Annotated in this window: 9 protein-coding genes; 5 read left to right on the top strand and 4 right to left on the bottom strand. The window is 47.4% G+C overall.

Features of this window, described 5'->3' with window-relative positions:
• Nucleotides 1-8: 8 nt before the first annotated feature.
• From MKY16_RS05565 to MKY16_RS05550, 4 genes are all read right to left on the bottom strand, one after another.
• Nucleotides 9-2,684 carry a PAS domain S-box protein gene (locus MKY16_RS05565; RefSeq protein WP_340954512.1) on the bottom strand — a complete coding sequence of 892 codons (2,676 nt, stop codon included), beginning with the start codon at nucleotides 2,682-2,684 and terminating at the stop codon, nucleotides 9-11.
• A 183-nt stretch (nucleotides 2,685-2,867) separates the two neighbouring features.
• The gene (locus tag MKY16_RS05560) at nucleotides 2,868-3,803 is read right to left on the bottom strand and encodes a nucleoside hydrolase (RefSeq protein ID WP_340954510.1); all 936 of its coding nucleotides are present in this window, start codon (nucleotides 3,801-3,803) and stop codon (nucleotides 2,868-2,870) included.
• Nucleotides 3,804-3,979: 176 nt separating this feature from the next.
• Nucleotides 3,980-6,124, bottom strand: coding sequence for a glycoside hydrolase family 6 protein (locus tag MKY16_RS05555; RefSeq protein WP_165144453.1), 2,145 nt, complete (start codon nucleotides 6,122-6,124; stop codon nucleotides 3,980-3,982).
• 549 nt (nucleotides 6,125-6,673) lie between these two features.
• Nucleotides 6,674-8,173, bottom strand: a complete 1,500-nt coding sequence (locus tag MKY16_RS05550; protein ID WP_340957554.1) for an alpha-glucosidase/alpha-galactosidase — start codon at nucleotides 8,171-8,173, stop codon at nucleotides 6,674-6,676.
• Nucleotides 8,174-8,437: 264 nt separating this feature from the next.
• On the opposite strand from MKY16_RS05550, the gene MKY16_RS05545 reads away from it, so the two are divergent.
• The 5 genes from MKY16_RS05545 to MKY16_RS05525 all read left to right on the top strand — a co-directional run bounded on the left by MKY16_RS05545 (nucleotide 8,438) and on the right by MKY16_RS05525 (nucleotide 14,893).
• Nucleotides 8,438-9,283: a Cof-type HAD-IIB family hydrolase gene (locus MKY16_RS05545; protein WP_069010348.1), complete on the top strand. Its 846-nt coding sequence runs from the start codon at nucleotides 8,438-8,440 to the stop codon at nucleotides 9,281-9,283.
• 229 nt (nucleotides 9,284-9,512) lie between these two features.
• A complete protein-coding gene (locus tag MKY16_RS05540) occupies nucleotides 9,513-10,511 on the top strand; it encodes a substrate-binding domain-containing protein (protein ID WP_340884553.1) in 999 nt (332 codons plus the stop codon).
• Nucleotides 10,508-11,923, top strand: a complete 1,416-nt coding sequence (locus MKY16_RS05535) for a sensor histidine kinase (protein ID WP_340954507.1) — start codon at nucleotides 10,508-10,510, stop codon at nucleotides 11,921-11,923. The genes MKY16_RS05540 and MKY16_RS05535 overlap by 4 nt, the downstream gene beginning before the upstream one ends.
• A gap of 4 nt (nucleotides 11,924-11,927) precedes the next feature.
• Nucleotides 11,928-13,265, top strand: coding sequence for an AraC family transcriptional regulator (locus MKY16_RS05530; RefSeq protein ID WP_340954504.1), 1,338 nt, complete (start codon nucleotides 11,928-11,930; stop codon nucleotides 13,263-13,265).
• A gap of 227 nt (nucleotides 13,266-13,492) precedes the next feature.
• Complete coding sequence (locus MKY16_RS05525; RefSeq protein WP_322251222.1) at nucleotides 13,493-14,893, top strand: sugar porter family MFS transporter; 1,401 nt, start codon at nucleotides 13,493-13,495, stop codon at nucleotides 14,891-14,893.
• Nucleotides 14,894-14,945: the final 52 nt, after the last annotated feature.

Here is a 14,945-nt window from a genome sequence, read left to right as displayed (position 1 = left end):
ATCTTTTTTTAGCCTTCCTTTGACTCATAAGGTCCATCACGGCTTATATTCGCGAGCGTTGAACCATCCGGCAGCTTAAGATCCAACTGGAACCGGAACGTCGCTCCTCTGGCCTCATCGCTATCCACACCAATGGAACCCCCCATCAGCTTGACCAAGTTTTTACAGATGGACAATCCCAGTCCTGTCCCTCCATATTTTCGGTTCAGTGCCGGATGAAGCTGGGAAAAAGGCTGAAACAATAGATGTTGGCGGTCTGCTGGAATACCGATTCCAGTATCAGTAACACTGAACTCAATTAGGCATCTATTTTTACGACGGCTGTAAGCCTTTCTCTCCACAAAGATATTTACACGCCCTCGCTCCGTAAATTTGATCGCATTGCTCACCAAATTCACCAGCACCTGCCGGATACGCACATGATCACCGACCAGCATCCCCGGCATTTCCTGATCCACATGCCATTCCAGCTCAATGCCTTTTTCCATAGCCTGCGTCATGAATAGGTCAGCCACACTGCCGACCACGTCATCTAGCACAAAGGATTCGTGCAGCAAAGACATTTTACCAGCTTCGATTTTGCTCAAATCCAGTATCTCGTTCAATATCTGCATTAAAGCACCACTGCTACTGGTAATAATATCTATATAGCTACGCTGCTCCTCATCCAATTCAGTATCTGCGAGTAACCCCGCCATACCTATAATGCCGTTCATCGGTGTACGGAGCTCATGACTCATCACAGAGAGAAACTCTGACTTGGCCCGATCGGCGCGTTCGGCAGACTCCTTGGCCCGAATGATCTCCTTTTCATTCGTCCTGTCTACAAAAACCATCACAGCCCCTTTTCGCTCGCCATTATCCATCAAAGGGCTGATTCGATAGGAGGCCAGAAAGCTGGACCCGCCTTTTTTCCAAAATACTGCTTCCTCTGCCTGATAAGAGGCTCCGCTTCGAATCGCTTGAAGAATAGAGGACTGTTCGTCCGGAAAATGACTGCCAATTTCGTCAGCATGGCGGATCATGTCTATGCATGCGCCATTCAGCGGTTTGGCCGATCCTACGCCGAACATCTCGACAGCTGCCGGGTTCATAAAGCGGACATGTCCTTCGGTACTTAAACCCACAATTCCTTCGGATACAGCATTCAAAATAAGCGAATGCTCATTACTGAGCTTCTCAATTTGAGCAATGTAGCTTTTGAGAGGGGTAACATTTTCTATAATCCCGTAGCAGCCTACAATTTCCTCTTGCACGAAAATCGGGATATTCGTCATCTTGATAAATAGACGCTCCCCCTCCTTATGTATAAATTCCGATTCATAGGTTTGCGTCTCACCCTGCTTGGCCAGCTCCATGTGACGCTTGATTTTATCCTGTTCCTCAGAGGAAGCCATGATAAGTATGTCAGCCCCAAGCAACTCATCCTTCGTATAACCCGTAAGCTCCTCCAAGCTCGGATTCACACTTAAGATATGACCTTCCATATTCACGGCGCATATCCCGAGTGGATTATGCTGAAATAGTGACTTATAGCGGTTTTCACTTTCACGCAGGCGCTGCTCCATTTCCCGGTGCTCTGTAACATCCTGGATCATACCCACCACTTGAACGGGCTTGCCTGCATGCTCGTCCATTTCAGCTTCCCAGATTGAACGCAGTACCTTTTGTTCCCCATTCGGCAATACAATTCGGTAAAAGGTCTCTTCGTGTATTCCCTTCAATATAACGTTGGTGATAATCTGTTTCATGCGCTCTGTATCTTCTGGATGAACAGCCGCCATGAACGCGTCAATACTTGTTTCAACCGGCTTGACACAATAGCCAAATATGCTGCGAAATTCCTTGGAGAAATGCATAACATTGTTGACCAGATCCCAGTCCCATGAGCCGAACATCGCCAACTGTTGAGCTTTTGCCAGGTTCTCCTCGCTCTTCTGGCGCTCTGTGATATTTCGTCCGATGGATAGAACTCGCTTGATTCTGCCCCGTTCATCCCGAATAATGCGGTACGATACTTCCAGCCACAAATAGTGCCCGTCCTTATGACGAACACGCCGCTTCATGATGCCTGTTTCCTTGAACATTCCATGTACACGCATGTAATCGGCATCTTCGACATGGTAAAATTGCAATCGTTTTTTCCCAAGCATCTCCTGTTTCGTATAGCCTAGGAGTTTTTCCACCGAAGGAGAGATATATTGGAGTATGCCGTCCGCCGTGCTATATGAGATAACATCCGGCGTATTTTCCGTAATCAGCATATACAAATCCTCATTATCCGAGAGCACCTGCTCCATGTCCTTTTTCTCCGTGATATCCATTGCATACGCAATCAAATAAGATTGTTCGGTAGCCTCATCATCAAATATGGTTAATTCCAGCGATAGCCAGACGGATGTTCCCCGTTTATGTTTCAAACGCAACTCAGTCTTGTAGACTTGATCCGTAGCCTGTAGCCAACCTGCGTAAGCCTCCCTCAACCCTCGCTGATCCTGAGCCTCTTTATACAAGAGATGGTAATATCGGATATCCAGTAATTCCTCCTGCTCATATCCGACCATTTTGCAAAAGGCGGGATTGACGTACAGGCACTTCCCTTCCCTCGACAAAATCACGATTCCTGTCGGGGCATGATTATACATATGTTCCAGCAAAGGTAGTCGTCGAGCAGCAGAAAACACAATCAATCTCCTCCTTTGTAGTCTGGCAGTTTTATCCAATTGCACATATTATACCATGACGTGGGATTTTTATAGCGGTGAGTCCACCTCTAGATGAAAGCCCTTAAACATGTATGCACAAAAGATTGCCGATGCAGATTCATCGGCAATCTTTGAATTATTTTTTTATACCACCCGGCTAATTTATACCACCCGGCTAAGAAAATGACGCAAAAATCGCTCCGCATCGACTTTAAGTGCCACATCAACCGTAGTCAGTGCTTGAGCTTCGTTCTCATTTTGCATCTCACGGGTGCGACCAACCTCGGTGGAATCGCCCACCTCGACGGCAATGTGCATTGGACGCGTCTCCACAAAACTGGAGTCAATAGCCAACCCTACGGCTAAAGGGTCATGCAAAGCACAGCCTGCAATGCCAGGTCTGAAATTGCGATAGGCTTCCATATAAAAGTCTGTCATATCTGCCATAAACGCGCCCAGCTCGGTCCCTTGCTCACGCCATTTGTCCACATCCTGCTGGGGAAGCAGTGTCTGCATCGTGACGTCCAGCCCGACGAGCGTAAGCGGAAAGCCCGCTCCCAGCACATAGGCTGCGGCTTCTGGATCGGCATAAATATTCGCTTCAGCCGTTGGAGTTACATTCCCTTTCACTGTGACCGCGCCGCCCATGATGATCAGACGCTCAAGCAATTGGGGCAATTCGGGACAGCGATCCAATGCAAATGCAAGATTGGTCAGCGGTCCCACAGCTACCAGGGTAAGTTTGCCCTCATAGCGACGAGCCTGTCCGATTATAAAATCAGCGGCATCCCCAGACGCAGCCTGACGGGAGGGCGCTCCTTTCAACTGATTGCCAATACCGTCTTCACCGTGAATATGCCGAGAATAAGGTTTGAACAGCTCCCGAGCATACGGCTTGTGAGCCCCAGACACGACCGGAGCCTCTACCCCTAGTTTTTCCAGCAGAATCAGTGAGTTACGTGTTGCCTCCTCCACCGAGATATTGCCAAAGGTGGTTGTAATACCGAGTAGCTCCAATTCCGGCGAATGGACCGCGTACGCAATAGCAAGCGCGTCGTCAATGCCCGTATCTACATCTAAGATTAACTTTTTGCTCATGATGACCCTCCACAGTAGAAACAGCATTCTTTTTTTCATTATACACAATTTCAATGCTTATTCCCTTGGTCATCAAATTCTTTATTCGAAGACGTAAAAGAAGGCTACGACAGTTATGCCGTAGCCTTCTTTTACTACTTTTCAATCACTCAAGGGGCACATGTTCTAGCCGAATCCTAAGGCTCGATTCCCCACACCAGCTTATCATTGTGGAACAACGTTACTTTGTTCCATTCTGCATAAGAGGTTTTAGTTGGATCAAAGGAATAATCATTGGATTCGTTCAGGTTAGACCAGTCGCTATTGTTCATGCGGATCTGAATATCACCTGTTTGCGCTCCAGCAGCAAGCGTGCCGGCAGCAGCACTGAAACCAATTTCAATATAGTTGTCTGTAATGGTACGCAGCACGTTATCATTGCCTACTTGCGCATAGTCTACTACGGATTGCAGCTCTTGGCTGCCATCCTTCGTAAAATAGTAACGGATTTTCAGCTCACTCAACTTCACAGGTGTTGTGCCTTTATTTTTCAGGTTAAGGAAAGGCTTAACTGCGTTATTCGCTGGGTCGGTGTCCCCGGCCCGGTACATTACAACCAGATCACCCGCTGGTTCTGTTGGATCAGTCGGTGTACCTTTAGGTTCAGCACTTACCGTTGCAGAATCTTTACTTGTTCCTTTCGCATTCGTAGCACTTACAACATAGAAGTAAGTTGTTCCGTTCGTCAGTCCCTTATCTGTGTACTCTCTTTCCGTTACAAGAGGGGCAACGGCTGTAAAAGGACCTGCTTCGCTAGTGGCACGTTTTACCGTGTAGCTATCGGCACCAGTAGACGCACTCCAAGTCAGCGTCACTTGAGCATTACCAGCTACGGCCTTTAAGCCAGACGGTACAGCTGGAGCTGTAGGCGCTGGGTCCACACCACCAGTGGAAGGCACGATTGCAGGGTACGCATTTTGTACCAGCATCACAAACTGATCATGGAACCATGCTCCTGAAATAGGTGCATTCGGCAAAGCATCCGTTAATGTGCCATCCTTGGTTGTATAGGTAGGATCACACATACGGTCAAAGCCTTTCCCCTCATCGTTCGGAATGAGTGAACTGGAACCATCGGAATCCCCTGGAGGTTTCGCCCAGACATAGGCATCGATATGGCCAGCTGGAGCCGTTTGTGGCGGTGTTCCCATCCCTGCTCCGCTGCTATTACACCAGTTACCACGGTGCGAACGTTTGTCCACACGACCTGAGTTTACATAGGAGTTAATATCATTGCCGACTGCGGAAGTCGGACGGTTAGGTCCTCCCCATCCATTACGGCCGGTATCAATTAACATGCCGAGCGAGCTTGGCCAGCCTGCATTGACAAAATCTCTATGCAAGGACTCAGCGAAATCCGATTCATCGAAATTAGGATTCCATTCGTAGAATTTGGATGATTTGATCGGCTGCCCGCCAATATTCAGGTTGGGATCAGGCAGATTCGGTTCTGTCAACGGTGAAGTATTGGCTGTATTCGTGATAAAGCCATCCACACTGGACAAACCTTTGCTAGTATCTTTGAAGATAGTTGTAAACAGAGATACCGTTGCTGTACGGTTGTTATCCCAACCTAACCAACCAGAGTGACCGATATCCACGTATTTGTACACATTCGGAATCTCGTTCAGCTTATTCATTGTGTATTTAACGCCAGCCTCATAAATTCCTGTAGATTTGGCTTGTCCACATTGGGGAGTATCCAGATTGGTTACCAGATTTGGCAAACTGTCCGGTTCAATGATCGCTACGATGCGAATATCCTTATATTTGGGATTCGCAAAAATAGAAGCGATTTTGTCAATATAATCCTTTTTGTACGTTTCCAGACCTGCCTGAGTCAACGGCAATTCACCATTGGAAGCCAAGGCATGACAATCTCGTCCGGGCAGATCATACACAATGAATTCCGCCGTAATCGGCATGTTGCCTTTCTTTTGCGCCAATACTTGGTCCAAATGCGCTTCCAGGCCAAGCTTGCCTCCACCGCCGTTAATAGCAGCGATACGATCAAGCCATACGGCTGTCGGGAACGTTTTGACCGTTTGCATTTTTGCCTTCAGGTTCGCATCTGTAATCTTGGCAATCGATGTGTCGACACTAGCCGCATAATCAGGGTTAACATATTTTGTCGCTCCTTGGTAAGGATTATCGACATGGGATTCTGCATGTATTTTATCCGTAAATCCTGCACCTGGTAGAAAGCTGCTTGCGACGAGTGATAGCGCAAAAGCATACTTCATTCCTTTACGAAGCACTTGCTTTGTTTTCAATTGCTTCACCTATCTTTCCGTGGATTTTGTTGAATCTTCCTATGTCGGCACCTGATTGTTACATGATTAATTGTGAGTTACGCCTACTCTACTCTCTCCAAAAAAAGTGGCGTTCATAGTTGCGAAAGGTAAGCGCTTTCTATTTGTGCATGCGCTCACATTTTCCCCTTTTTGTCACCTCCTATGTTAGATTATAGTGAGCTGGAAATCTGCTGTAAATTGAATAAATTAAGGACTACATTATTAATTAGGCATATGAATTGCCACCCTAGTGGTTCATCACGGCCCCTCTTTTTCTGAAGTCGGTTTCTTCATTTGTTGAACATCCCTGCTATAACAAGCTTTCGGGAGATTTAGGATCGACGGCAAAAGAGCAAATTCATAAAAAGCAAGACCGTATTCTTTAATTTCCGTCAGCCTAAATCGACAATGATAAACTCCAGAACGCCAACTATGCCAAATCGTTATATCTATCGACAGCAAAAGGGTGTTTTCAGGCCCTCATGACCGTGAAAACACCCTTTTATTGTTGTGAAGTCAATCTCTGCCCTTGTTGTTCTACACTTTTTCGCGATCCTTGCCCTTGTCGGATTGTCCTGCATTTTTATTGGCGGCATCCCGATCCAGTTGCATTTCTTCAACCGTCTTCACCTTAAGTCGTGCTGCTCCCTCATAAGGCCGGGTTGGAATCAGATCGCCTGCAGCCAAACGTTGGCGCGCCTCGGCAATCGCTGCTCCGTATTGCGGCAGCCATGCTTCCTGTGCCACTAGCATCTCATCGACCATCTGCCAAATTTCTTTGGGATTACACACCGCGCCCACTAACGGGTCCATCATAAACGCTTGCCGAAGTAGCATGTCGTCACCATGTACAGCTGCTTCGACAGCCAAACGCTGGACGGAAATACTTACATTGCAGACGGCAGCAGGACCGAGCGGAAGGTCTCCTACATGTGGCATGGAGATACCATTCCGATCCACATATCCAGGCGCTTCAATAATCGCATCGTCCGGCAAATTGGAAATCACACCGTTATTAACGACATTAAAATGCCCCCGGTATACACGTCCGGTTTCCAGACCTTCGATAATGTATGAACCATGCTCTTCACCGCGATTTTCCGCCTTGTACTCCAATGGCTCTTCTTTCATCCAGTTAGGGAAATCTGTTTCAAACCAATTACGTCCTTCTGTACATACACGCAGATAGCCGCCTGTTTCTCCGTTGATCCAGCTGCCTAGATCAATCCAGTCCATAATTTCATTCGGACGCTTCCGGTACCAAGGTACATATTCACTTAGATGACCATTCGACTCTGTGCTGTAATAGCCAAAACGGCGAAGCATGTCGATGCGCACCTTTTCGGTACGGCTATATTCGGGATGTTTTTCAAAAGCCTCCAGCAGTCCGGCTGTCAGATCCTTGCCTTCATGTGACGCCTGAATGTACCACGTCTGGTGATTGATTCCGGCGCACACAATGTCCACATCCTGCTTCTCCAGACCATACACCTCGGCAATTTGGTGATGCCCATGCTGTACGCCGTGACATAAACCGATTGTACGCACACCGCTGTATTTATTACAGGCCCACGTCATCATTGCCATGGGGTTCGAGTAGTTCAGCAGCAATACATCCGGTGCACTTAGCTCGCGGATATCCTTGCAGATGGCCAGCATTTCAGCGATACCACGCTGACCGTACATAATCCCTCCTGCACACAGTGTATCGCCCACGCATTGATCCACGCCATATTTCAGTGGAATATCCACATCGGTTGCAAAGCCCTCCAGCCCGCCAACCCGGATCGTACAAATGACGTATTTGGCATCCTTTAAAGCTATCTTACGGTCCGTAGAGGACTGTATTTGTATGGACAAACCATTCTCGCGAATATCCCGCTGGCACAGCTCAGTAACCATATCCAGATTGTGCTGACTGATATCCGTAAAAGCCACTTCAATATCATTAAATTCCGGCACCGATAACAGATCTCGCAAAATTCCACGGGTAAAACCGATGCTTCCTGCTCCAATAAAAGCTACTTTAAATGACACGGCATTCAACCTCCGGTAATTAGAATGGGTATATACCGTCATTGTAGCAATAGGCCTGTGGAAAGCGTTATCAAAATCATGACCAGTTTCGTATTTAGGTGTCAAAAATCCTAACTTTCGCGTGATCAGAGGGTTTCCCATTTCCATTTTGATCCATCCCGTTTCTCTCTTTCTATCTAGTGTTTTTTCAGTTCAATATGTACTTTAAGTGCGGTAAATGTAGTAACATAAAAGAAAACATTGGAGAGCAAGGAGCAGCCTAAGATGAACAAAAAGATTATCTTTTTAGATATAGATGGAACGCTAGTGAATGATGATGGTATGATTCCCGAATCTGCAAAAACAGCATGTATCGAAGCGAGAAAGAACGGACATCTGATTTATTTATGCACTGGCCGATCCAAAGCGGAGATTTATGATTTTATCATGGAGGTCGGTTTTGACGGGATCATCGGAGCTGGCGGGGGCTTTGTAGAAATCGAAGGTGAGATGTTATATCACCACAAAGTATCGGATGAAGATGTTAGACATATGGTCGATTACTTTGATGAACATGATTTGGACTTTTATTTGGAATCGAACGGGGGACTGTTTGCGAGTAAAAACTTTTTGCCCCATGTGGAACGGCTTATCTACGGAGATGTAGACAATGATCCCGTGGCCAGAGAAAAAAAAGAACAACGCCCGCATCCTTTTATCACCGGCCTAACTATAGGAGAGGACAACCTGTACCGTAGTGACGTGAACAAAGCATGTTTTTTGGAAAATAAAAATGTTCCTTTTGAACAAATCAAAAAGGAATTCGCAGGGAAATTTGAGGTTATTCAATGTACTGTATCTGCTTTCGGGCAAGACAGTGGTGAGCTAATGGTTCCCGGTATTCACAAAGCCGTAGCTATTGAAAAGCTTATTGAGCATTTGGGAAGATCCCAAGAAGACACCATTGCTATCGGAGACGGGATGAACGATGCTGAAATGATTGAATATTGTGCCCTAGGAATTGCCATGGGAAATGCCAAACCGGGCCTCAAAGCCATTGCAGATGACATTACGGATGCTGTGGATGAAGATGGACTGTTTCACAGCTTTAAAAAGCATGGTCTGATTTAGTGAGGTTATTTTTATATACTTAAGCCCCTGCAGCAGTTTCTGGACTTAAAAATGTCCTAATCCTACTGGTAGGGGCCTATCTCCAATGCTATCTTTCCACGGAATTCATTTAGTGCCTGCTCGACTTCCATCTCCTCAATAATCGCGCTTATGATGGCGATAGCTGCCTACGCTTCTTTGGCTACTGTATAATGAGTTAAGTCTCTAAATATTTACAAAGGAGCAAGACATGTCAAACCGTAAATGGACATTTATCCTTATCCCGGTCTTCCTGCTATTTGCCTGGCTGCTCTTTCAGTTCACTCTGTCTTCCTTTCAAATCCACCAATTTGCAGAACAATTGAAGACGGTTTCACCAAACGACGGGGGTTCCGATACAAAAGTGGTATTGATATCGCAAGAGCTAGATAATTATTACTGGCGGTCCATTGAACAAGGAGCCCGAAAAGAAGCGGAACAGTACGGTATGCGGCTCGATTATATCGGTCCAGACCGCATTAATCCGTCCGAGCAGATCAAACTGCTGGATAAAGCGATCGCTGCCAAGGCGGATGCAATTCTGGTTCAAGGGATAAATGATCCGGAGTATCGACGATTAATCGACAAAGCAGCCGGACTTGGCATACCTGTCATCGCGATCGATACGGACGAACCGGACTCCCGAAGGCTGGCTTACGTCGGAACGGATAACGAAGGAGCAGGAAAACAGATGGGCGCGCTATTAGCGAAAGCCTCTGGAGAGCGTGGCGACATTGGAGTTATGATCAGTAGCGAGCACGTCGAGAATCAGCGACTCAGGCTTGCCGGATTTCGCTCCGTGATCAGCCGCTATCCCAATCTCCACATTGTGGAGATTCGCTCCTCAAATATTTCACGGCTTCAGGCAGCCCAGCAAGCTCAAAACATGCTCGCCCGATATCCGCAGATCCGCTACATGGTCGGATTCAGTGCGCTGGACGGCCTTGGCATTCTGGAAGCCTCGGAACGGCGCGGAGCGCAGAACTTGCAGATTTTCGCTTTTGACGATATGGCTGAGACGTTGGAAGCGATCAAAGATCGCAAAATCGAACTGACCCTTGTTCAACAGCCAGAAGAAATGGGGGCTAAGGCCATAAAATTGCTGAATGATTATCTAAAGGGGAATGATCCCCAGCAATTAACATACACCAGGGTATATGAAGTGCATGCGGACACTCCCGACAACATGTCCGGAGATGACAGACGATGACGATCAGAACGAAGCTGCTTCTGTTCATCCCTCTTCTAGTTGTGTTCGCCAATATCATCGCTTATTTTGTATTCCAAAGCGGAAAGGTCGTACAACAGAGCTACGATGAAATGCTTGGCCGCATTCTCCTCATCGAGCAAACCTCCGAATCGGCGGAGAGCAACTTAAAGCTCCTATATGCCTATCTGCTTAATCCAAGGGACGATAAGGCTATGCAGGGTCCGACAGAATACCAATTAATGCAGTTGAAAGGCAAAATCCAAGAAGTCTCCGACTCGACCGACCCTTCCTTCGCCGAGGAGGACTACGTGAATTTGTTGACCACATTTCTTGAACAGAAACAAGCCGCAGTTCTGGATGCAAATACACAAGATCCTCAATCGGCTTTTGAACATTATATTGAAGCGGAGAAAACCGTCAGCTATATTCATGAGGAGGGACAGCGACTGATCGATGCTGAACTGGCCTATTACCGGCCGATCATCGAGAACATTCGGAACAAAAATGAGCGAATGAACGTTTTAGGAGTGGCATTGTTCGGCATGAACGCGCTGATGGGGGTTTTGCTTGCAATCTGGATCTCGCGCAGCATTACTGGCCCTGTCAGCAGACTTGTCGGACTGGCGAAGCGAATCGCTACAGGTGATCTGAATATCAAGCCCCCACCGCGACGGGATGACGAGCTAGGCGTACTGTCGGACGCCATTTCGCAAATGTCCGCCGATTTGAGTATCCTCATTGAGAAGGATAAACAGAGTCTGGAAATGCGACGGCTTGTGAAGGAACTGGAGCTTCTGGCTCTGCAAAATCAAATTAATCCGCACTTTTTATTCAATACCTTAAATGTGCTCTCCAAGCTGGCGATCCTGGAAGGGGCGGAGAAAACCAGCGACCTGATCGTTTCGCTGTCCAATCTACTACGGTACAGTCTGCAGAAGCTGGACAAACCCGTAACTCTTCAGGAGGAACTGGATCATATTCGCGAATACGTGACCATTCAGCAGGCGCGCTTCCGGGACAGAATTCTCTTTAATCTGCACTTTGACGCTTCCGTTCTTCAGCAGCAAATTCCGGCCTTGACGATCCAGCCATTTATTGAAAACGCTTTTCTTCATGGTGTGGCAGATATGGAGGACGGAGCCATTATCACGTTGACGTTGTCGCGAGCGAACGAGGATGTACAAATTGAAATCTCAGACAACGGAAAGGGTATGACGGAGGAAACCCGACTGTCCGTGCTCCGTCTTGAAGGCAAAGTCGAAAGTGACAGTTCAACAGGACTTGGAATGCAAAATGTGTTTAGGCGGCTGCAGTTGTTCTACGGAAAAGAAGGAATGGTTGAAATCAGTAGCAGTACCGGACGAGGTACTACCATAACCATACGAATTCCAGTCAAGAAGGAGAGTGAGTAGACTGATGTATCGGTTGTTAATCGCGGATGACGAGGCTTTAGAGAGAGAAGGACTGGAATTGACAGTGGAACGGGCGATGCCGGGGATATTCCGGTTTATTCATGCCGGCAACGGTCGCATGGCGATTGAATGTGCGGAAGAGCACCGCCCCCATATTGCGATTCTGGATATCAATATGCCCGGAATCGACGGGCTTGCAGCGCTTCGTGAATTAAAGGAGCGGCTTCCCGATACCCGATTCGTGCTCGTCACTGCCTACGATTATTTTGCCTATGCCCAGAAGGCGCTCTCTTTGGGCGTAAAAGAATATATTTTGAAGCCGGCGAAGCGAGAACTGATCATCGGCACACTGAAACGACTGATTGAAGAAATTGAGTGCGAGAAGCGAGCACGTACGGAAGAATTGGAGCTTAGGCACAAAATCTCACAGCTGATGCCGCTCGCAGAAAATGAGCTGGCTTTAATGCTTATGGTCGACCAGACAGTGGATTCGAGCGCTTCCCAGCTATCAGAATGGCTGGACTTTCCTCTTGATCAGGGAAGCGCCATCATTGCCGCCTTTGACGGATATCCGGACGAGCAGGATAAAAAGAAAATTTACGATCATTTCCGAAGCTATGTAAAAACACATGGCCCGAATGCCATTGTAAGCTCCCTGATCGACCATCATGTAGCCACTTTTTTATGCAAGCCGCCTGCCACCAGCGAAAACGACTGGCGCCAGTTGGTTAAACACCTCGTTCAGCAGCTCTCCGAGCTTGCCCAGCAGCAACTTGGCATTAAGACGGCCATTGGAATCGGATCGCTGCATAGCGGCGAGGAAGGACTTCGCAAGTCCTATTTCGAAGCCGTTTTTGCCTCCACCCTACGCAAGCGGGATGGAGGTTACTGCCACTTTGACGAACTGAAGTCGTCAGAGGCTGGAAACGCTTCTGTGCTTGCCGTCAAAGCGGAGAATGGAATGCTTCAGCAGACGTACGTCATGTCAGCACTGCAACGGATACGCGAACAGCGGGAGGTTCAAACACTGACTATGCTGGGCAGAGCGAAAATGTATATCGAGGAACGATTCAACGATGAGCTTTCGCTGGAAGAAGTGGCTGATTTTGTCCATTTGAATCCCCACTACTTCAGTAAAATTTTCAAACAGGAATACGGAGAGACGTTCATCGACTTCGTAACCCGGCTACGGATTGATAAAGCTATTTCTCTGATCAAGGAGGGTAACCTTGCTCTGAAGGAAATCAGCTTTGAAGTGGGTTATAAGGACCCAAACTATTTTAGCCGTGTCTTTAAGAAGATAACGGGCGTTCCTCCCACTGAGTTCAAAGGCCAAAAATAGTAGAAATTCATCCATGCCGACCATCGGCATGGATTTTTTTAAGCTCGAATGACAAGGTAATGCTAGATTTAGCCCCTCCGTCTCCAATTCGGGAACCGAAGCCAAAATCGTGCGTGAAAAGGTCCGTTTATTGAAGACGATAACCGGCCTTTCTTTTATAAGCGCATGTTATACTTCTCCTCGAAGAACGGAATGAGGTTTTAGGAATCTGGAGGGGAGATGATTATATGGGAGTAATCATTCATAATGAAAGCGCTCAACAGAAAGCGCTTCAATCGGAAAAACCCAATATGCTTTTTGTGACGCTAGTATCCATCGTAGCTGCGCTTGGAGGGATACTGTTCGGTTTTGATATCGCGGTTGTTTCGGGAGCAGTTGAATTCCTACAGCAGCGTTTTTCGCTGAGCGAATTTCAGGTTGGTTGGGCGGTGTCGAGTCTGATTGTAGGGAGTATCACGGGAGCGGCTCTCTCTGGCTACATGAGTGAAAGGATCGGTAGAAAAAAGGTATTACTGGCCGCCGGATTTTTATTCGTCGTCGGCTCGATCTGCTCTGCGCTTCAAGACTCGTTCACCGGGTATGTTATCTTTCGCATGATCGGCGGCATTGGCATAGGCATCACTTCCACCGTTTGTCCGGTGTACAACGCGGAGATCGCTCCTGCCAAATACCGCGGCCGTTTGGTTGCTTTAAATCAGCTGGCGATCGTAACGGGCATTTTTCTGGTTTATTTTCAGAATTCGTGGATCGTCAGCCTGGGGGATGAAGCCTGGGGTGTCTCAACAGCCTGGCGCTGGATGTTCGGAGTGGGAGCCGTTCCAGGACTGATCTTTATGCTCTTGATGCTCTTCATACCCGAAAGCCCGAGATGGCTTATTAAACAGAATCGGCCTTATGAAGCATTGCCGATATTGCTGAAAATTCACGGTGAAGAAGCCGCTAAGCAGGAAGTGCTTGATATCAAGGAATCATTCAAAAATGAGAACAACTCATTGAAACAATTGTTCGCTCCCGGTATTCGGGTCGCTCTCTTTATCGGTGTCATGCTCGCCATTATGCAGCATATTACCGGCATCAATGCCATTTTGTACTACGCGCCGGTTATCTTTAAAGGAATGGGACTCGGTACGGACGCTTCTTTGACCCAGACCATCTGGATCGGGTTGATCAATGTGTTGTTTACCATCGTATCTGTATGGCTGATCGACAAAGCGGGACGAAAAATCCTGCTGATAATCGGCACCTCGTTGATGACCTGCTGTTTGGTCATTATTGGAGCCGCATTCAAAATGGGTTTGACCACCGGACCGCTCGTACTCATCATGATATTGATCTACGTGGCCTCCTACGCTATATCGCTTGGGCCAATCGTATGGGTCATGATCTCTGAGATCTTTCCGAACCGCATTCGCGGCAAAGCTGTAGCCATCGCTTCGATGGCACTATGGGCCGGCGATTATCTGGTATCGCAGGCATTCCCTCCTCTGCTGAGCTCAGCTGGCCCGTCTAATACCTTCTGGTTATTCGGAGCCATCTCGTTGTTCGTCGTAGTCTTTTTATGGCGCAAGGTTCCCGAAACCAAGGGGAGATCACTTGAACAGATGGAAAATATGTGGCTTGGAAAATGACCCAACTTTAGCTCTCAAGAAGCCCGATACGTTTTATAATGCTTGAAATCAT

It is taken from the genome of Paenibacillus sp. FSL L8-0641 (assembly GCF_038006265.1).
GTDB classification, from domain to species: Bacteria; Bacillota; Bacilli; order Paenibacillales; family Paenibacillaceae; genus Paenibacillus; species Paenibacillus polymyxa_D.
Note: the sequence above shows the minus strand (reverse complement) of the source record. Positions and strands in the feature narration are given on the sequence as shown.